This is a genomic window from Embleya sp. NPDC055664, from assembly GCF_053618075.1.
In genome coordinates this window covers 1-20,053 of the sequence record NZ_JBSHGZ010000013.1, presented here as the reverse complement: position 1 = coordinate 20,053, position 20,053 = coordinate 1, and the positions used below count along the sequence as shown (strand labels likewise).

16 protein-coding genes are annotated in these 20,053 nt (G+C 72.1%); 6 read left to right on the top strand and 10 right to left on the bottom strand.

Translation table 11 applies throughout. The features are described from left to right. Positions 1-172 precede the first annotated feature (172 nt). From ACWGR4_RS22105 to ACWGR4_RS22095, 3 genes are all read right to left on the bottom strand, one after another. Complete coding sequence (locus ACWGR4_RS22105; protein ID WP_452131033.1) at positions 173-1,072, bottom strand: glutathione S-transferase C-terminal domain-containing protein; 900 nt, start codon at positions 1,070-1,072, stop codon at positions 173-175. After that, complete coding sequence (locus ACWGR4_RS22100; RefSeq protein WP_452131034.1) at positions 1,069-3,039, bottom strand: FAD/NAD(P)-binding protein; 1,971 nt, start codon at positions 3,037-3,039, stop codon at positions 1,069-1,071. The genes ACWGR4_RS22105 and ACWGR4_RS22100 overlap by 4 nt, the downstream gene beginning before the upstream one ends. 309 nt (positions 3,040-3,348) lie before the next feature. Then, positions 3,349-3,513, bottom strand: a complete 165-nt coding sequence (locus ACWGR4_RS22095; protein WP_452131035.1) for a hypothetical protein — start codon at positions 3,511-3,513, stop codon at positions 3,349-3,351. A gap of 832 nt (positions 3,514-4,345) precedes the next feature. Between ACWGR4_RS22095 and ssuE the strand changes: the two genes are divergently transcribed. The 3 genes from ssuE to ACWGR4_RS22080 all read left to right on the top strand — a co-directional run bounded on the left by ssuE (position 4,346) and on the right by ACWGR4_RS22080 (position 7,483). Beyond that, positions 4,346-4,879: an NADPH-dependent FMN reductase gene (gene ssuE / locus ACWGR4_RS22090; protein WP_379997371.1), complete on the top strand. Its 534-nt coding sequence runs from the start codon at positions 4,346-4,348 to the stop codon at positions 4,877-4,879. A gap of 70 nt (positions 4,880-4,949) precedes the next feature. After that, entirely contained in the window at positions 4,950-6,077 is a 1,128-nt protein-coding gene (locus ACWGR4_RS22085) for an LLM class flavin-dependent oxidoreductase (RefSeq protein WP_452131036.1), read from the top strand. A gap of 11 nt (positions 6,078-6,088) precedes the next feature. Beyond that, positions 6,089-7,483: an NtaA/DmoA family FMN-dependent monooxygenase gene (locus ACWGR4_RS22080; RefSeq protein WP_452131037.1), complete on the top strand. Its 1,395-nt coding sequence runs from the start codon at positions 6,089-6,091 to the stop codon at positions 7,481-7,483. Between the two features lie 39 nt (positions 7,484-7,522). Here the strand turns inward: ACWGR4_RS22080 and ACWGR4_RS22075 are convergent, their stop codons facing one another. The 7 genes from ACWGR4_RS22075 to ACWGR4_RS22045 all read right to left on the bottom strand — a co-directional run bounded on the left by ACWGR4_RS22075 (position 7,523) and on the right by ACWGR4_RS22045 (position 16,674). Beyond that, entirely contained in the window at positions 7,523-8,467 is a 945-nt protein-coding gene (locus tag ACWGR4_RS22075; protein ID WP_379997365.1) for a glutathione S-transferase C-terminal domain-containing protein, read from the bottom strand. A 278-nt stretch (positions 8,468-8,745) separates the two neighbouring features. Continuing rightward, the gene (locus ACWGR4_RS22070; RefSeq protein ID WP_452131038.1) at positions 8,746-9,834 is read right to left on the bottom strand and encodes an LLM class flavin-dependent oxidoreductase; all 1,089 of its coding nucleotides are present in this window, start codon (positions 9,832-9,834) and stop codon (positions 8,746-8,748) included. Continuing rightward, positions 9,831-11,633, bottom strand: a complete 1,803-nt coding sequence (locus ACWGR4_RS22065; RefSeq protein ID WP_452131039.1) for a dipeptide ABC transporter ATP-binding protein — start codon at positions 11,631-11,633, stop codon at positions 9,831-9,833. The genes ACWGR4_RS22070 and ACWGR4_RS22065 overlap by 4 nt, the downstream gene beginning before the upstream one ends. Then, positions 11,630-12,496 carry an ABC transporter permease gene (locus ACWGR4_RS22060; RefSeq protein ID WP_379997359.1) on the bottom strand — a complete coding sequence of 289 codons (867 nt, stop codon included), beginning with the start codon at positions 12,494-12,496 and terminating at the stop codon, positions 11,630-11,632. The genes ACWGR4_RS22065 and ACWGR4_RS22060 overlap by 4 nt, the downstream gene beginning before the upstream one ends. After that, a complete protein-coding gene (locus ACWGR4_RS22055; protein WP_452131040.1) occupies positions 12,493-13,425 on the bottom strand; it encodes an ABC transporter permease in 933 nt (310 codons plus the stop codon). The genes ACWGR4_RS22060 and ACWGR4_RS22055 overlap by 4 nt, the downstream gene beginning before the upstream one ends. Then, on the bottom strand, positions 13,425-15,077 hold the full coding sequence (locus ACWGR4_RS22050) for an ABC transporter substrate-binding protein (RefSeq protein WP_379997355.1): 1,653 nt from the start codon (positions 15,075-15,077) through the stop codon (positions 13,425-13,427). Before ACWGR4_RS22050 ends, ACWGR4_RS22055 begins: the two co-directional genes overlap by 1 nt. Positions 15,078-15,693: 616 nt before the next feature. Beyond that, positions 15,694-16,674 carry an NAD(P)/FAD-dependent oxidoreductase gene (locus ACWGR4_RS22045; protein ID WP_379997353.1) on the bottom strand — a complete coding sequence of 327 codons (981 nt, stop codon included), beginning with the start codon at positions 16,672-16,674 and terminating at the stop codon, positions 15,694-15,696. Positions 16,675-17,050: 376 nt separating this feature from the next. On the opposite strand from ACWGR4_RS22045, the gene ACWGR4_RS22040 reads away from it, so the two are divergent. The 3 genes from ACWGR4_RS22040 (at position 17,051) to ACWGR4_RS22030 (ending at position 19,949) form a co-directional block, all read left to right on the top strand. Continuing rightward, entirely contained in the window at positions 17,051-17,179 is a 129-nt protein-coding gene (locus ACWGR4_RS22040) for a hypothetical protein (RefSeq protein WP_379997351.1), read from the top strand. A 46-nt stretch (positions 17,180-17,225) separates the two neighbouring features. Further along, positions 17,226-17,846, top strand: a complete 621-nt coding sequence (locus ACWGR4_RS22035) for a hypothetical protein (RefSeq protein ID WP_379997349.1) — start codon at positions 17,226-17,228, stop codon at positions 17,844-17,846. 309 nt (positions 17,847-18,155) lie between these two features. Beyond that, complete coding sequence (locus tag ACWGR4_RS22030) at positions 18,156-19,949, top strand: glycosyl hydrolase family 18 protein (protein ID WP_452131041.1); 1,794 nt, start codon at positions 18,156-18,158, stop codon at positions 19,947-19,949. The last annotated feature ends 104 nt before the right edge of the window (positions 19,950-20,053 follow it).

The following is a 20,053-nucleotide window of genomic DNA, read 5'->3' as shown; positions in this document are numbered from 1 at the left end:
CACGCACGCGTCCCGACGTGCGCAGATCCCACAGGACCGACACCGACCCGACCGAAGCCGGCCCGGCGAACCCCACGAACTCCGTGAATTCCACGAACTCCGTGAACTCGACGAACTCCACGAACTAGCGAGTTCGACGTACCATTCGACGCACCTTCATTCACCGTCCGGCTCACCCCAACGCGGCCCGATCGTGCGCCGACGCCCACTGCGCGGCGGTCGGCGACTCCGGCGACTCGGGGAATCGCCGCCGCCGGCTCTCCGCCAGCACCGCGAGATCCGTGGTCTCCCGGAACTCCGGCCGGCTGTACAGGTCACGCGCGTATCCCCACAGGTGGGGGTAGTCCACCAGCGTGCGCCCGTCCTCGGCGATCGCCGCCCGGTACGTCTCGGTGAAGCGCACCAGCTTCACCCAGAACCGGACGTCCGAGATGGTCAGCCGATCCCCGAACAGGTAGCGCTTGTCGGCCAGATGCGCGTCCGAGCGCTCCAGGGTGTGGATCGTCTCGCCCTCCTCCGAAGTCCACAGCCCGCCCTTGCGCGCGGCGGTGGCGAAGTCGGTATCGGTGATGTCGATCGCCTCGCGCAGATCCTCCGGATACAGGTCCGCGGCCTGCTCGCCGACCAACTCCGGGAAGGCGACGGCGAGATCGTTCGGGATCACGTCGTAGGCGTTGGACACGATCCGCTGCGTCTCGCGATCCCACAACGTCGGCACCGAGATGTGCCCCGCGTACCCGGGCACGGTCGCCTCGTACGCCTCCCGCAGCAGGGTGAACCCGTTCACCGGATCCGGGCCGAACCGCTCCCGGAACGCCCAGCCCCGGGCGTCGCGTTCCTCGTCCACGTACGACGCGCCGACGATCCCGGTGAGACCGCGCGCATGTCGTACGATCGCGACGATGTGCGCCCATGGGCAACCATGCGCCAGGTACACGTGATATCGCCCGGCCTCCGCCGGGAACTCGGCATCACCGATCGCACCGACGAACGGATACTCCGGGTTCGTCACGCTGTACGGTCCGTAGCGGTCGACGTCGACGGGACTCGCATAACCGAGTTGTGTGGTCACTGACTTGCTCCTGTCACGAGTTCCAACCGATCGCCGCTCGGCGCACCGGGTCGCCTCCCGGTCCGGGCCCCGGTCCGGTCGGCGGCGCCGTCGACCGCCCGCTCCGCCGTCGGATCGACGGTCCGTACATGATCCAATACGTTCCGGGCCAAGGCATCGTTGACCCGGAACGACGGTGCGTCGAAGCGCGGCCGGGAGAACCCCGCGCTCCCGGCACCGCCCGCCACGCCGTGCCCGACCGCGAACCGGTCCGGGTGTACCGCGCCCCGCGCGTCGACCAACCTGCGGTCGCCGGCCCGGGTCGCCAGTCGCCCGCTCGGATCCGCCGCCGCGTCGCCGCGCGTGGCCAGCCGGCGCAGCAGCGCGTCCCGGGTGCGGGCGAGCGAGGGCTCGGGCAACCGGGCCTCCACCAGCGCCCGGGTCCGCACCCGCGCCGTCGGCACGGTCGGGCTCGACGCCCACCACCCACCCGCCTCCTCGTCGGCGGTGATCGTCACATCCTCGCCCAGGAAACGCACCACGCCGGCCCGGGCCAACGCCAACATCTCCTCCAGACGCGGCCCCGGTGGACCACTGGCCAGATAGCTGAAAAAGCCGAGCAGCCTTGGCAGTTGCGCCAAAGACTGGGCACCGCCCTCGCCCCCGTCCTGGAGCCGCAGCAGCACCCCGTACACGCTCAACAACGCGTGTATCACCGCCAGATCCTGGCTGTACCCGGAATCGTGCCGGCGGGCCAAGTCGCCCTCGATGTGCCCGAACATCCAATCCTGCAACGTGCCTTCGTCGGCGAACCGACGTCCCTGTACCGGCCGATCCAACCGCTCCGGGTCGAACCGGTCGGCCGGATCCGGCACCGCGCGGGCGACCACCTCGTCCGGATCCTCGGCCGCCTCGAACTCCGCGTCGAACTCGGCCCAGTCCATCGTGGTGCGCTCGCGGTGCGCGGTGAACAGTCGGTGGTAGTGCGCGCCGGCCAACTCCCGGAGGATCAACGGCCACAGGTCCGTCGCCTCCCGCGCCGCCGCCACGGTGAAGTGCCGGGGGAGCGGCGGCCGTTCGCCCGACCAGGCATAGCCGGTCTTGGACCGGTACGGCACCCCGCGCCGCGACGCCGCCAGCAACAGCGGCTCACGCCCCGACGGCCGGTAGTGCAACACACCCTTCGCGTCGCGCTCGAACGCACCGCCGCGTCCGTGGCTGAGCCGCACCATCAGATCGACGAACGCCAACCCGATCCCGCGCACCAGTACCGGCTCGCCGGGGCGCAGCGCGTCCAGGTCGAGGTCGGCGGTGTAGCCCGTCGGAATGTAGGCAAGCCCGTGCCGGCGGGCGAACCTGATTTGCTCGCGCTCGTCCGGCGAGGGTTCGACGTCCAGATGACCCTGGGCCATTATCACCGCGTCCACCTGGAGCGGCGGCCTGCGCCCGGCCAGGTGCACCCGCTGGCGACGCGGTCCGTCGGTGACGTCCACCACCACCGTCTGGTGCACCAACACCCGTACGTTCGCCGGCGCCCCCGCCACCGATGCCCGAAAGAACCAGGCCAGGTAGGCGCTCAGCAACGGCCGGGACGGAAACGACGTCGGCGTGCAGGCAGCCAACTCGACTGCAAACGGCGCCAGTTCGTCGGAACCGCGACCCTCGTCCAACTCCCGGGCGCGGTCCGCGGCCCACTCGGCCAGCGAGGGTCCCGGCCGGATCGGCCCCTCGATCGTGGATGCCTCGTCGGTGAACAGGGTGATGTCGGCGGCCAACGAATTCGCCCACAGCAGCGGCGACTGGGCCCGCCGCCACACCCGACCCGCACCCGGTGGGTAGGGGTCGACGACGTGTATGTGCAGCGGTCGGTCGCCGAGGAGTTCGGGCACGTTGGCCAACAGGCGTTCGAGCACGGACGCGCCGCCCGGACCGGCGCCGACGATGCAGACGGCGACGGGGCGGAGGCGGCCGGACGGATGGTCGGGCATGGCTCTCCCCTCGTGGGGCACAGCAGGAGTACACGAACCGGCGCGCCGGCGTCCGGACGACGGGACGCCACGTGGCGGCGGTTCGATCGGGTGGGAATCCGGCGGGAATCGGATGAGAGGGGCCTTGCGCCACAAGGCCGGGTGCGCAACCCGGGCGGGAGCTCAGGAGTCCTCGGGGCGGCACCGCGAACGGCGGCGCACGGTCATACCGAGGAGCGCGGCGGCGAGGTCAGCCGCGCGGACGACACAGCCCGCCGGCCACACGACACAGGTCGATGGGGCGGCACGACACGAGGAAGAGGTCGGGGCTCACGACGTCGACGCTACGGAGCCGTCCGACGAGTTGTCAACGCCGAACGACCGTGAACGCCTGCGCGCCGCGCCCTCGACGATCACCGAATGCCGTGGGAGCGCGACGAGTTCGAGTGCCCGGAACACGTAGTCGTAGACGCGGAACACGGTCGGCGTCGCCAACTTGGCGGCGCACCTGAAGGGGGCCACGCCCGCGGGACCGCGAACCGCTCGGCCCCCACATCGGATTCGGTGGGTCCGCAGCCCGGCAGCCCCCGAGTCCGCAGCCGGGCAGGCGCCCGGTCCACGGCGCGGCAGGCCCCGGGCCCCCAGCCCGGTACACGCCGCCCCGCACCCCACCGACACCGCCCGGCCACCCGACGCATGCCCGACGCCGACCACCGCGGCCGGCTTCGGACAATTGACCGAGCACCGCCCGGCGGGTTAGGTTCCGGACCATCTCGCCGTGGCATTCCGCCACGGCCCAGCGAGGGGATCCCGGTGGCGCACCACGCGCGACGCAGCGACGGGGCGGTCAGGTCCGCCGCCGGTTGGCTGCTGTCCGCCCGCCTCCACATCGACCTCGGGCGCGTCACCAGCGCCGCCTGTTGTCGCTGACCGCAGCAGGGGTACGCGCACGCGGCCGAGGCCGCGCGGCCGGCGCCCGATCGTCCCGGATCGGCGCACCCGATCGACTCGTCGCACACCACCGTCGCCACGCCCGGCGCGCCGTCGAGGCACACGGGTAGACCCGTAGACCCGCCACGGCCCCGCTTCAGCGGCCGATCGGCGGCGAACGCCCCGCCGGACGGATATGGCGCACGAGTCGCCACCCGGGTACGGACGGCCGCCCACGGCCCGACCACCCGCCGCGCACCCGCACCGCGCACCCCCCGCCCCCACCCCGGCACGCCCCACCCCGGCGCCGCACAACCCGGTGCCCCCGGCCCGGCGCCCCACCCGCACCCCCCACCCGCACCCCCCACCCCAGAACCACCCGAACCGAGGTAATCCCATGGCAACCGTCCTGACCGTATGGGGCAGCCCCTCCGCGACCTCCCGCACCGGCGCCGTCGCCCGCCACGTCGCCGCCCGGCTGGCCGCCGACGGGCACGACGTGTCCACCCTCGCCGTGCGCGACCTGCCCGCCCAGGCCCTCCTGTACGCCGACTTCGCCGACCCCGACCTGCGCGCGGCCCTCGCCCGGGTCGCCGCCGCCGACGCCCTCGTCATCGCCAGCCCCGTCTACAAGGCCGCCTACAGCGGCGTCCTCAAGACGTTCCTCGACGTGCTTCCGCAATTCGCGCTGCGCGGCAAGGAGATCCTTCCGGTCCTCACCGGCGGCACCCCCGCACACGTCCTGGCCCTCGACTACGCGCTGCGCCCGGTGTTGACCTCGCTCGGCGCCGACCACGTCGCCCAGGGCTGGTTCGTACACGAACGTTTCGTCACCGCCGCCGGTGGGATCGAAGCCGAGGGCGTGGCGCCGCTGGAGGAACTCGCCGACGCGTTCTCCGCCCGGCTGCGCCGCCCCGCCGCCGTCGCCTGATCCGCGCCGCTCGGCGCCCCGCCCCGCCGACCGGCCCGGTCCGATCCACCCCTCACCCCAGGGAGTTCGCATGACCACCGGCCACCCCCACCTCGGCGTCGCCCTCGACGGCGCGGGCCGTCACCCCGCCGCGTGGCGCTCGCCGCACGCCCGCCCCGCCGACCTGTTCGACCCGAATTACTGGGTCGCGCTCGCCCGCACCGCCGAACGCGGCCTGCTCGACTTCATCCGCCTCGACGACTCGCTCGGCCCACCGTCGGCCCGCCTTCCCGGCCGGCTCGACGCGGTCTCCGTGGCCGCCCGCGTGGCGCCGACGACCGCGTCGATCGGCCTGATCCCGGCCGCCACCACCACCCACACCGAGCCGTTCCACGTCTCCACCGCGATCGCCACCCTCGACCACGTCAGCCGGGGCCGGGCCGGGTGGTGGCCCAAGGCCTCGCGCACCGCCGCCGAGGCCCGCCACTTCGGCCGCAAACCCGTCGCCCCCGACGGCGAACTCACGGACGAGCAGGGCGAGTTCACCGACGTCGTCGGCCGGCTGTGGGACAGCTGGGAGGACGACGCGATCATCCGCGACGTGGCCACCAGCCGTTTCCTGGACCGGGAGAAGTTGCACTACGTCGACTTCGAGGGCACCTACTTCGACGTCCGCGGCCCCTCCATCACCCCCCGCCCGCCCCAGGGCCGGCCGGTGATCGGGATCACCGTCGACGGCCCGGACACGCTGGAGATCGCGGCCCGGTTCGCCGACGTGCTGTTCGTCGACGCCTCCGGCCCGGACGAGGCCCGACGGTTGCGCGAACGTGCCCACGCGATCGCCGAGGGCAACGACCGCGACCCCGCCGAACTGCGCGTACTCGCCGACATCACCGTGCACCTGGCCGAAAGCGAACCCCAGGCCCGCCGGCAACGCGCCCTGCTGGACGCGCGCTCGGACGTCCCCGTGCCCGACGGACTCGCCTTCGTCGGCACCGCCGCCGCCCTCGCCGACCGCCTCGCCGCCTGGTACACGGGCAACGCCGTCGACGGCTTCACCCTCCTCCCCGGCGTGCTGCCGTACGACCTGGACCGCATCGTCGAGGACCTGGTGCCGATCCTGCGCGAGCACGGCCTCGCCCGCACCGCCTACACCGCCGACACCCTGCGCGGCCACCTGGACCTGCCGCGCCCGGCCAACCGCTACGCCCACACCTGAGGAGGGTACGCATGCCCCACTCCCAGCACCCCCGCCACCGCACGCGCATCCACCTCGCCGCGCACTTCCCGGGCGTGAACAGCACCACCGTGTGGAGCGACCCGCACTCGGGCAGCCAGATCGACTTCGACTCGTTCGAACACCTCGCCCGCACCGCCGAACGCGGCCGATTCGATTTCTTCTTCCTCGCCGAGGGCCAGCGGCTGCGCGAACACCAGGGCCGCATCCTCGAACTCGACGTCGCCGGACGCCCCGACGCACTCACCGTACTGGCGGGCCTGGCCGCGGTCACCGACCGGATCGGCCTGGCCGCGACCGCCACCGCCACCTACAACGAGCCGTACGAACTGGCCCGCAGGATCGCCTCGCTCGACCACCTCAGCGCCGGCCGCGCCGCCTGGAACGTGGTCACCTCGCCCGACGCCTGGACGGGGGAGAACTTCCGCCGGGGCGGCTTCCTGCCCCGCGAGGAACGCTACGAACGCGCCGCCGAGTTCGTCGAGGCCACCCGCACCCTGTGGGACAGCTGGGCCCCCGAGGCACTCCTCGCCGACCGCGACACGGGCACGTTCGCCACCCCCGACGCGGGCCGATTCGCGCACCATGGACGGCACTTCGGCATCGAGGGCCGATTCACCGTGCCGCGCGGCCCGCAGGGCAGGCCGGTGCTGATCCAGGCCGGCGACTCCGAGGACGGCCGCGAGTTCGGCGCCGCGTACGCCGACGTGATCTTCTCCCGGCACGGCCACTACGACGCCGGACGCGCCTTCTACGCCGACATGAAGGGCCGCGCCGCCCGACACGGGCGCGGCCCCGACGAGATCAGGATCCTGCCCGCGGTGACCGCCGTCGTCGGCGCCACCACCGAGGAGGCACAGGAAAAGGCCGCCTGGATCCGCCGGCAACAGGTCAGCCCACGCAACGCGATCCACAGCGCCGAACAGGTCTGGGGCCGCGACCTGTCCGACCTGGACCCCGACGGGCCGCTCCCGGACTTCGACCCCGTCGCCGACGCCGCCTCGATCAGCCGCGGCCGGGTCCGCTCCGGCACCGACCCGCTGGAGACCGCCCGCGCCTGGCGCGAACTCGCGGCGGCCAAGGGCGGCTTGAGCCTGCGCGAGGTGGTGATCGAGGTGGCCGCGCACCAGACGTTCATCGGCACCGCCGAGCACATCGCGGACCGGATGGAGGTGCACGTACGCGACGGCGCGAGCGACGGCTTCATCCTCGTACCGCACCTGACCCCGACCGGCCTCGACGATTTCGTCGACCAGGTGGTGCCCATCCTCCAGGAGCGCGGCGTCTTCCGCGCCGAATACGAGGGCACCACCCTGCGCGAACACCTGAACCTGCCCGCCCCCGGCCCGGCGGCCGGCACCCACCGCCACGACGACGTGGCGGTGTGAGCCCCGGCCCGAAACCGAGGCCCCCACCGCCCCGCCGACTCAGCTCCAGTCGTTGAGCGCGATCGAGACCCCCGAAGCCGCCGGGCCACGACAGTGGCTCCGGTGGTTTCGGGCGATGTGGTCCAGACGCAGGTTGTCGCGGAACGCCGGGATCAGGTTCAACCGCCGCGCGTACGCCCACAGATGCGGGTGCGCCGCGAGCCGGTGCACGTCCGCGGCGTCCAAGTGCCGCTTGTGCACCGCGTCCAGGTGCACGAGGGTGACCCACAGGTGTACGTCCGCCGAGGTCAGCCGATCGCCCAGCAGGAACGGCCGCACCGCGAGGCGCCGTTCGGCCACCGCCAGGGTGGCCAGCACGGTGTCCATCGCCTCCGCCCGCCGCGACCCGGCCGGCGCCCGCCCGGCCCGCTGCGCCGCGTCGGTGACGTCCTCTTCGAACAGGGTGTCCAGCGCGCACAGTTCCTCGCGCCGATCGGCCGGATACAGATCCGGCCCGCCCCCGAACGCGGTGGCCAGGTCGCGCAGCACGTGCGGCGCGTGGTTGCTGACGATGCGTCCGCTCCACCGGTCCCACAACACCGGCACGCTCACCGGCCCGTCGTAGTGGTACTCCGTCGCCTCGTATGCCTCGCGCAGGAACGCGAACCCGCCGACCGGGTCGAGGCCGTGGCCGTCCCCGTCGCGAAACGCCCAGCCGCGCCCGTCGCGGACCGGGTCCACCAGCGACGTGCCCACCACGTCGCCCAGGCCCTTCAGATCCCGGGTGATCGCCACCCGCAGCGACTTCGGGCAGGCCAGGCACAGATACAGGTGGAAGCGGTACGGCTCGGCGCGGAACCCGGCGCCGATCCGGCCGCGGAAGCGCTGCATCGGCGGGCGGATCGTCTCCAGGCCCGGCAGCGGCGACCCGGAGTGGCGGGCACGGTAGCGCCCGTGGGTGCGGAAGTCGATCGGTCCGGCGGCCTTCGGGGATGTCGTGGACATACGGGTCTCCCTCGCGCGGGTCGTTGAGTGTGGCAACGGTCGAGACGGCACGGCACGGCGCGGCCCCACCCCGAAATCCGGGCGGACCGGTGGCGTGAAACTCAGACCGCGCGACAACTCGCGCTGCACACGCGCAGGAAGTCGATGTGGCGGCGGATCAACAGGTGAACGGCGATCAGGACCCGCGCCCTCGGCAGAACCGGGCGGGGGCCCGCGTGACACACGCAGCCGTCCATGGCTCGGATTATTCGCGCTGTGGACCGCCCCCGCAAGGGCCTTCACCGATCCCCGGCACCGATTCCCGAACCCGCCGATCCCGCCCCCTCCCACACCCGCGAGGGCAACGCACGACGCAACTGCGGCGCCACCTCGTCCGCGAACAGCTCCAACACCGCCCGCCGTTCCGTCCGATCCAGCCCCTCAGTCCCGATCGCCTGCACCTGATGTCCGTACGCGGCGTGGTAGCGACCGATCTTGTCCACGATCTGCGCCGGACTGCCCACCAGCGCGGGGCCGTTGGCGACGTTGTCCTCCAGCGACGTGAACGGCGAACGGTTGTGCTGCGCCGCCGCCGACTTCGCGAACGCGTCGTAGTACGGCCGATATCGCGCCAACGCCTCCTGCGAGGTCGGCGCCACATAGCAGCCGCCCGCACCCGAACCGACCACCGCGTCCGCCGGATCACGCCCGTACGCCGCCCAGCGCTCGCGATAGTGGTCGATCAGATCCGCGTACTTGGCCATCGGATGGAACCCGTTCGCGGTGAACAGCGGATCCCCCCACTTCGCGGCCAACTCCGTGGACGCCCGGCTGGTCGCGCTGCCGTGCCAGATCACCGGCGCCCGCCCGTCCGCACGCGGGAACGGGCGCGGCTGGGTGGTGACCTCGTGCAGGGGGGTGCGAAAACGCCCCGACCACGTCACGTTCTCCTCGCTCCACAACCGCCGCAACAACTCGAACTTCTCCTCCTGCAACTCCCACTGATCCGCCTCGTCGAGGCCGAACAGCGGAAAGTGCCGAGGGTCGTTGCCCTTGCCGACCATCAGATCCAGCCGGCCCTCGGACAACTGGTCGACCGTCGCGTAGTCCTCGGCCACCCGCACCGGATCCAGCACACTGATTACCGTCAGCGTGGTCAACAGCCGGATCCGCGACGTGCGTTGCGCCACCGCCGCCAGGATCACCGGCGGCGCCGAGGACAGGAACGGCTCGCCGTGCCGCTCACCCACCCCGAACGCGTCGAACCCCAACTCCTCCGCCAGCGCCGCGCTCTCCACCAACTCCCGCAACCGCGCGTGCGCCGGCGCCTGTTCGCCGGTGAGCGGATGCGGCGCGTTGGCGCCCAGGGTGAACACCGCGAACTTCATGACACCGCCCCCAGCGGTCGCGGGCGCCGCCGCCCCGGAATGGCCGCGATCAACTCGCGCGTATACGGATGGGTCGGCGCCGCCAACACCTGCTCGCAGGTGCCCTTCTCGACCAGCCGACCCGCGCGCAGCACACCCACCCGGTCGGCGATCTGCCGCACCACGGCCAGATCGTGCGAAATGAACAGATAGCTCACCCCCAACTCCTCCCGGAGCCGGGCGAGCAGATCCAGGATCTGCGCCTGAACGGACACGTCCAGCGCGGACACCGGCTCGTCGCACACCACCAGCTCCGGCTCCAGCGCCAACGCCCGGGCGATCGCCACCCGTTGCCGCTGTCCCCCCGACAACTCCGCCGGTTTGCGGCGCAACACGTCCGCCGGCAGCGCCACCTGATCGATCAGCGCCGCCGCCCGGGCCCGCTGCTCCGCCCGGGTGCCGACCCGATAGGCGCGCAACGGCTCCTCGACGATCTCGGACACGGTGAAGCGCGGATCCAGCGACGCGTACGGGTTCTGATACACCAACTGCATACGCCGGCGCAGCGCCCGTGCCTCGCCGCGCCCGGGCCGGGTGACGTCCCGGCCCTCGATCAGCACACGGCCCTCGGTGGGCGTCTCCAGGCCCAGGATCATCCGCACCGTGGTCGACTTGCCCGAACCCGACTCGCCGACCAGCGCGAACGTCTCACCGCGCCGCACGGTGAACGAGACGTCGTCCACCGCGCGCACCGTGCGCGGCCCCTCCTTGGTCCTCGGCAGCGCGAACTCCTTGACCAGTGCGGTCACGGTCAACAGCGGCTCGGTCCGCGGCACCGGATCGCGGACCGGACGCGGCCGGGCCCGCCGCCGGGTCAAACTGGGCGCGGCGGCGATCAACCCCCGGGTGTACGGGTGTTCCGGATCGGTCAGGACCCGCTCCGCCGGTCCCTGTTCGACCACCTCGCCGCGCGACATCACCACCACCCGCCGGGCCCGGTCGGCCGCCACCCCCAGATCGTGCGTGATCAACAACATCGCGGTGCCGTGCGCGTGGGTCAGCTCCTCGATGTGGTCCAGGATGCGCCGCTGCACGGTGACATCGAGCGCACTGGTCGGCTCGTCGGCGATCACCAGCTTCGGCCGGCACGCCAGCGCGATGGCGATCAACACCCGCTGGCACATGCCCCCGGACAACTCGTGCGGGAACTGCCGGGCCCGCAACGCCGGTTCGGGCAGGCCGGCTTCGTCGAGCGCGGCCACCGCCCGCTCGGCGGCCTCCTTCCCGCTCGCCAACCCGTGCACGATCAGCGCCTCGGCGACCTGGTCGCCGACCCGCCGCACCGGATTGAGCGAAACCATCGGGTCCTGCGGGATCAGCCCGATCGAACGGCCGCGCACCGCACGCAGATCCCGCTCGCGCAGCCCCAGCAGGTCCCGATCCTCGAACAACACCCGCCCCGCGCCGACCCGTCCGCCCGCCGGCAGCAACCCCACGATCGCGTGCGCCGTGGTGCTCTTGCCCGACCCCGACTCGCCGACCACCGCCACCACTTCACCCGGCAACACGCTCACATCGGCGGCCGTCACCGCGTCCACCGACCCATGCGAGGTGCGATACGACACCCGCAACCCGCGAACATCCAGCAACGGCACCTCGGACGCAGCCACAGCCGACGCGCCCGCCGCACCGAGCGCACCCGGCGCAGCCGGCGCCCCGGACGCACCGAGCGCACCCGCCACCCCCGCTTCTCCCGCGACGCCCGCCACCGCCCCCTCCACCCGCCGAGCCCGCCCACCGCGCACCAAGCCGCCGCTCATCGCTCCCGCCTCCGCTCTCCGTCCAGGGCCCGCGAGACGCGGTTCGCCGACAACACCGTCGCCGCGATCACCAGCCCGGGAAATGTGGTCAACCACCACGCCGTGGCCACGAACCCGCGCCCGTCGGCGATCAACACGCCCCACTCCGGCGTCGGCGGCGGCGCGCCGAACCCCAGGAAACTCAGCGCCGACACGGACAGGATCGCCACCCCGAACTCCAGCGCGGCCAGCACGAACACCGGCCCGGACGCGTTCGGCAACACATGCCGCGCCAGGATCGCCCCCGACCGCACCCCGCTCGCCCGCGCCGCCTCCACATACACCGACGAACGCACCCGCAACACCTCGGCGCGCATCACCCGGGCGAAGGACGCGACACTGGCCACCCCCACCGCGATCGCCACCTTCGTGGTGCCGAAACCCAGCGCGCTCACCAGCGCCAGCGACAACAACAGCCGCGGAATCGCCTGCACCACGTCCACCGTGCGCATCAACACCGCGTCCAACCACCCGCCGACGAACCCGGCCACCAGACCGAGCCCGCCGCCCACCACCAGGGCCACCGCCACCGCGACCACCGTCGCCCGCAGCGAGAGCGAACTGCCGTGCACGACCCGGGTGAACAGGTCCCGCCCGAGCTGATCGGTACCGAACAGGTGCGCCGCGCTCGGCCCCTGCAACCGCTCGCGCGGCGTACCCACCAGGGGATCCCCGTCCGCGAGCAGCGTCGGGACCAGCGCCGCGAGCAACACCAGCGCCAGCACCACCAGCGAGAGCAACAACCCGGGCCGGCGCACCACGAACCACGCATGCCCACGCGCCGCGGGCCCCACCCGCGCGCCGAATCCGGTCGCCGTCGTCACGCCGTCCTCCCCACCCGCGGATCCAGCAGCGGATACAGCAGATCCACCACCAGCGCGACCACCACGAACACTGCCGCCGCCAGCAACACCACGCCCTGAACCACGGCCAGGTCCTGGGTGTCCACCGCCGCCGCCGTCAACCGGCCCACCCCGGCCCGGGAGAACACCGTCTCCACCACCACCGACTCCATCAGCAGATTCCCCGCCACCACCGCCGCCAGCGTCAGCGCCGGCAACGACGCGTTGCGCAGCGCGTGCCGCAGATGGATCCGCACCCGGCCCGCCCCCTTGGCCCGCGCGGTCTCCACATACGGCTCGGCCAACGCGGTGGTCAGGCTCTTCGCCAACACCTGCGCGATCATCGCACCCGCCGGCAGCGCCATCGTGATCGCCGGCAGCACCAGGCTCTCGAACCCCTCGTTGCCCATCGCCGGCAGCAACCCCCACTGGAACGACACCACCTGGACCAACAGCAGACCCACCCAAAAGCCCGGCATCGAGATCCCGATCGCGGGCAACGACAACAACACCTGACGCAGCGCCCGCACCCGGGTGAACGTGGCCGCCAGCGCCACCGCCCCACCACCGAGCACCGCCAACACCATCGCGCACCCGGTCAGCGCCAACGTCTGCGGCAGCGCGTCGGCGATCGTGCGCACCACCGGCGCCCCCGTCTGCGCCGACCGCCCCAGATCCCCGCCCAGCGCGTCACCCAGGGCGTGCGCGTACTGCACATACAGCGGATCGTCCAGGCCGTACTCGGCGCGCACCGCGTCGACCTGCGCCTGTGTCGCGGTGCCCTCCAGGCCGCCCAGCTTGATCGACAACGAATCCCCGGGCAGCAGATACAACACCACGAACGAGACGGTGAACGCCGCCCACAACACCACCACCGCCTGCAGCAGCCGGCGCAGCAGATATCCGCGCATCAGCCCACCCACGTGTCGTGGAACTGCAGGCGCGAGGACGCCTCGAAGGTCAGCCCGTGCACCTTCGGACCGAGCCCGTGCACCTGCGCCAGCTCGAACAGCGGCACCACATAGGCCCGATCGGTGACGATGCGCTGCGCCTCGGCGACCTTCGCGAAGCGCTGCGCCGGGTCGAGGTTTTGCGCCTGGTCGTCGAGCACGGTGTCCAGATCGCCGGAGGGGATCCGAAGCCGGTTCACCGTCCTGGTGCCGAACAGGGTGCGCAGGATGTCCGGGTCGGAGCGGGTGACGTTGTAGTAGGCGAAGTCGTAGTCGCCCGCGTTTTGCACCTGGTTCTGCTCACCGGCGGCCAACTTGCGCAGCCGCAGGTCCACCCCGACCCGGCGCAACTGCTGCTGGACCAGCTCCAGGACGGACTGGCTGGCGTTGAACAGCGGCGCGAAGATCACATCCACGCTCAGCCGGCGCCCGTCCTTGACCCGGACGCCGTCCGAGCCGGCCCGCCAACCGGCCTCCTCCAGGAGCCGCTTCGCTCCCTCGGGGTCGTATCCCAGCTGCGCGGACAGGTCGACGTAGCCGGGCGTGACCGAGGCCAGCGGCGAGGTGGCCGCCTTGTACTTCGGGGTGAGTACGGTCTGCGCCACCTCGGGCCGGTCCACCGCCTTGGCGATGGCCCGCCGGACCGCGTCCTCGCCCAGGATCGGGCGTGAGACGTTGGCCTGGAGGACGAAGACCACGCCCGGGTTGGGCCGGGTCAACACGGTGTAGCCGGCGGCGAAGCGGGCCTCGTCCTGCGGCTGTACGTCGCTGATCGCGTCCACCTGACCGGACTCCAGGCTGCCGGCGCGCACCCCGGACTCGGGCACGATCTTGAACACCAGCCGATCCAGGTACGCCTCGCCCGGGTGGGCGAACAGCGACGAGCCCCAGCCGTACCCGGCGCGCTTGGCCAACTCCACGCTCTGGTTCGGCTTGTACGAGCGCAGCGTGAACGGGCCCGAGCCGACCAGGTCGCCCTGGCAGCGCTGTTCGGGGGTCTTGGCGAGGGTGGCGGGGGAGAGCAGGCCCAGCGACATGGTCGAGGTGGCCTGGAGGAACTGGGCGCTGGGCGCGGCGAATTCGATCCGCACGGTGGTCGGGTCGAGCACCGTGGTGCCCCGGTAGCCGGCGAGGTAGCTGCTCGCCACGGTCGCCTTGGCGCCCAGCGCGAGCACCGCGTCCAGGTTGGCCTTGACCGCCGCGCCGTCCAGCGGGGCGCCGTCGGCGAAGGTCACCCCCGGGCGCAGGTGGAAGGTGAACGCGGTGGCCTGCGGGTTCACCTCCCACGAGGTGGCCAGCCACGGCTTGATCTCGCCGGTACGCCCGTCCTGGTCGGTCAGCGAGTCGACGAGTTGGCGGCCCACGTTCAGGCTCGCGTTGGTGCCGAACTGCTGCGGGTCCAGGCACACGGGGTCGGCGGCCAGCGCGAAGGTGAGCGTGCCGCCGGCCTTCGGCGGGCCGACCTCGGCGGAACTCGCCGCCGGGCCGCCGGCGCCGTTGCAGGCGGCGACCAGGGCCAGGGCGGCGGTCGCGGCGGCGCCGGAGCCGGCGGCGCGGCGCAGTCTTCGGAAGGCGGCGGAGGCGGGGTCGGCGGCGAATCGCGAAAGGCGCATGTATATCTCCGGGCAGGACGAATTCACGCGGCGGCGCGCGTGATTTCGGGCAGGGGATATCCATCGATTCACGCGCGCGCGGCGGGTGAAACCCGACGGAAATCGGGCCGGCGCGGGACGCGGCGAATCGAGGGGAGGAATGTGGAACGGCGGGCGGACGCCTCGCGATCACCGGGATCGGCGGGATCGACGAGGGGGGTCCGGCGGCGGAGCAGTCCGGTCCGCGGCGGTCAGCGGGCTCGACAGGCCGAGCTGTGGACCCGGCCGAAATCGACATGCCTGCGCGTGCACAGGGGAGTTCGTGGGCGGTGCACGGCCGCGCCGAGGGGCGCGACGGCCTCGACACGCCGCGAGGAGACCCCGGGGGTGGAGGCGGTGACCGGCACCACGAGCGTCATGACGTCCTTCGACAACAATGGATCGATATCCGTACCGGCGAGAGCCTATCGAGTCCGTAGTGGCGACAACAAGTGGTAATTCCGCTTTTCGGTGGCGGGGGTACGAAAACCCGCATCGGGCGGCAATACCCGCAGGCCCGGCGCCGGCGATATCGCCGACGCCGGTGGGCCGACCGGCGCGGTCGACCGTGCGGTCGCCGGCGCGGCCCGACGGCGCCCTACGGGACGTCGGAGGAGTGGCCCGGGAAGACGTGCGCCGAGGGGTCGATCACGGTCATCGCGTTGTTGACCGCGGTGGCCGCCTCGCCGAAGCCGGTGGCGATCAGCTTGACCTTGCCGTCGTAGTCGACGATGTCGCCTGCGGCGAACACCCGCTCCAGGTTCGTGCGCATCGCCTGGTTCACCACGATGTGCCGCTTGCGCTGCTCCAGGCCCCAGTGGGTCATCGGGCCCAGGTCCGCGACGAAGCCGAGCGCGGCCACCACCGCCTGGACCGGCAGCGTGCGTACCGCGCCGTCGAGCTTGCCGACCACATCCGCCGCCCGCACCTGCCCGTTGCCGTGCAGCGCGGTGACCTCGGCGGAGGTGATCACCTCGGTGGTGGAGGCCAACACCCGCCGCACGGTGTGCTCGTGCGCGCGGAACTTGTCCCGCCGGTGGACCAGGGTGATCGACTTGGCGATCGGCTCCAGGCTGGTCGCCCAGTCGAACGCCGAGTCGCCGCCGCCCACGATCAATACGTCGAGTCCGGCCAGATCGGCCAGGCGCGGCACGAAGTAGCGCACACCCTCGCCGGTGAACGCGTCGGCCGCCGGCAGCGGGCGCGGGCTGAAGGTACCGATGCCGCCGCTGATCAACACCACCTTGGTGCGCACCACCAGGCCGCTCGCGCAGGTGATCGTGACGCCCTCCTCGTCCTGCGCCAACTGCTCGGCGCGGTGCCCGAGGAGGTAGTTCGGCTCGAACGGGGCGGCCTGTTCGACCAGCGCGTCGACCAGGTCCTGGCCCTTGATCGCGGGGAAGCCCGCGACGTCGTAGATCATCTTCTCCGGGTACATCGCGGAGATCTGCCCGCCGGGTTCGGGCAGCGAGTCGACGAGCGCGGTGCGCAGGCCCCGAAATCCCGCGTAGTAGGCGGCGTACAGGCCCGTCGGGCCCGCGCCGACGACGAGCAGATCGGTGTCGACGGTGGTGGACACACGCGCTCCTTCCCGAGCGGGGTTGCCCGGACACTAGCCCAAGGACACACGGCCTTCCCCGAGTTCGTGCCCCGCGTCACACGAACGGAAGCACCAACCGCACGCGAGGTAGCCCAACGGTGGGCAAAAGTCCATACGTGAGCGTATGGAAACCGTGGAACTTGTTCTCATCCGGCTCGCCGATCGTTAGGGTCCCGTCCATGGAGTTCTCCTGCGCGCCGCCGCGACGATCGGCCCTTCGGCGCCGATCGCGATGGGCGCGGACCACGGTCGCGCCCGGCCTCGGCGCCACGGCCCGCCCCGGGTTAGCCCCGCGACCGCACCGCCCGCCCGTGCCGCGCCCGGTCGACTCACCCTCACGGGCGAAGGCGAACGTGTGTGCGGCAAACTGGCGGCGCCCGCGCACCGCGGCGTGATCGAGGTCGCCTGCCGGCGGCTCGGTCCCGATCCGGTACGCGAGTTCGCGGCGCCGCGCCCCAGCGGCGAGGCGGCCGCACCGACCTGATCCGCTTCGAGCCCGTTCGAATCCCGCACGACCGCGAGGACGCACCATGACCCTGTTCCCCGGCAGGGACTCCGACGTCACCACCGCCGTCGCCGCTCTGCTGGCGAAGTGCCGACTGTCGATACCCCGCACGTGGATACTCACCGCGCTCGACTACGCGTGGCACGACGAGCGCCCCGTCGTGGTCCTGCGCCACCAACCCGCCGGTGATCCGCGCCCCGGCGGCGCGCACGCCAGCGTGGTGGTCGACCGCGCCGACGGCACGCTGCTGGGCTGGACCCGGCTGGACGGCCCGCGCCCGGGGCCGCTGCCCGGCACCGAGGAGGCGCACGCCGCCGCCGAGGCGTTTTGGCACCACGTCGATCCGCTGCACGCCGAGGGGCTGACCGTGCAGTGGGTCGCCCAGCACGACGAGACCATCGCCACCGCCTCCGGTCGGGCGGGTTCGGTGAGCGGAATGAGGGTCAACGCGCGTCACATCAACGGGCTCTACACGTGGGCGGTGCTCGCGGGGGACCTGTCCGTGCTCACCTACGAGCGCGACGTGCAGTGGGACGAGCGGGCCGCCCGACGGCGCACCCAGATGTGGCTGCACGACCGCTGGCGGGCCGCCGTGGACGGCACCGCGCCGGCTCCCGGCGCGCCGTACGCACCGGCCCGTCGCTGACTTCGTACCGGAGCAACTGCCCGAAAATTCCGGCAAGTTCGTCGAAACCCCAGCTCACGCGGGTCCTTCGGGGCCCGCGTGCGGCGTTTTCGGCGCCGGGCGCGGTGGTTGGTCCAGACCATTTTGGTACAGACCATTGACCTCTGGTCCAGACCTTTCCTACGCTCACGGGAACCCCGGTGGGGTGGTGGTCGAATCGTTTCCCCACCGGCTGGTGCACGTCCCCGCATGTCTGGCCCCACTCGAGGAGCACCCTTGAGCACAGGAACCAAACAACGCACCACCTTGTCCCGACGCACTCTCGTCGCCATGATGAGCGCCCTGCTGCTTCCCCTCGCGGCGATGGTCGGCCTCGCGTCCCCCGCACAGGCCGCCGGCACCACCGCAACGTTCGTCAAGACCTCCGACTGGGGCTCCGGCTTCGGCGGAAGCTGGACTGTCAAGAACACCGGCACCGCCGCGATCAGCTCGTGGACCCTGGAATGGGACTTCCCCGCCGGCACCGCCGTCGGCTCGTCCTGGGACGCCACCGTCACGCGCACCGGCGACCACTACAGCGCCAAGAACGTCGGCTGGAACGGCACCGTCGCCCCCGGCGCCTCGGTGACCTTCGGCTTCAACGGCACCGGTCCCGGCAACCCCACGGGCTGCAAGATCAACGGCGCCTCCTGCGACGGGGGACCCACGAACCCCGGCGACAACCCGCCATCGGCACCCGGAACGCCCGTGGCGAGCAACGTCGGCGACAACGGCGCCACGCTCACCTGGACCGCGGCGACCGACGACCACGGCGTCAAGAACTACGACGTGCTGCGCGGCGGCACCAAGGTCGCCACGGTCGCCACGACCACCTACACCGACGGCGGCCTCGCCGCGGGCACCGACTACACCTACACCGTCGTCGCCCGCGACAACGCCGACCAGACCGGCCCGGCCAGCTCCCCGGTCACCGTGCACACCACCGGCGGCGGCAACCCCGGCGGCGGTGGCAACGCGGTCAAGCTCGGCTACTTCACCAACTGGGGCATCTACGGCCGCAACTACAACGTGAAGAACATCGTCACGTCCGGCTCGGCCGCCAAGATCACCCACATCAACTACGCCTTCGGCAACGTCCAGGGCGGCAAGTGCACCATCGGCGACTCCTACGCCGACTACGACAAGGCGTTCACGGCCGATCAAAGCGTCAGCGGAGTCGCCGACAACTGGGAGCAGCCGCTGCGCGGCAACTTCAACCAACTGCGCCAGCTCAAGGCCAAGTACCCCAACATCAAGGTCCTGTGGTCCTTCGGCGGCTGGACCTGGTCCGGCGGCTTCGGCCAGGCCGCGGCCAACCCCGCCGCGTTCGCCGAGTCCTGCTACAACCTGGTCGAGGACCCGCGCTGGGCCGACGTGTTCGACGGCATCGACCTCGACTGGGAATACCCCAACGCGTGCGGCCTGACCTGCGACACCAGCGGCGCCGCGTCGATCAAGACGCTGCTCGCGGCCACCCGCGCCAAGTTCGGTGGCAACAACCTGGTCACCGCGGCGATCACCGCCGACGCCTCCTCGGCCGGCAAGATCGACGCGGCCGACTACGGCGGCGCCTCCGCGTCCGTCGACTGGTACAACGTGATGACGTACGACTTCTTCGGCGCCTGGGACGCCAAGGGCCCCACCGCCCCCCACTCGCCGCTGACCTCGTACACCGGCATCCCCAAGGACGGCTTCAACTCCTCGGACGCCATCGCCAAGCTCAAGACCAAGGGCGTACCGGCGAACAAGCTCCTCCTCGGCATCGGCTTCTACGGCCGCGGCTGGACCGGCGTCACCCAGGACACGCCCGGCGGCACCGCCACCGGCGCCGCCCCGGGCACCTACGAGGCCGGCATCGAGGACTACAAGGTGCTCAAGAGCAGCTGCCCCACCACCGGCCTCGTGGCCGGCACCGCCTACGCCAAGTGCGGCAGCAACTGGTGGAGCTACGACACCCCGGCCACCGTCGCCTCCAAGATGCACTGGGCCAAGGCGCAGAACCTGCGCGGCGCGTTCTTCTGGGAGTTCAGCGGTGACACCACCAACGGCGAACTCGCGGCCGCGATCCACAACGGCCTGGGCTAGCCCCGAAGGCGCGGCCACGAACGCGGCCGCCTTCACCGCTTCGTGACCGCACGGTCGTGGGCGCGGCCCCCCCGGGGGGCGCGGCCCCCCCCCCCCCCCCCCCC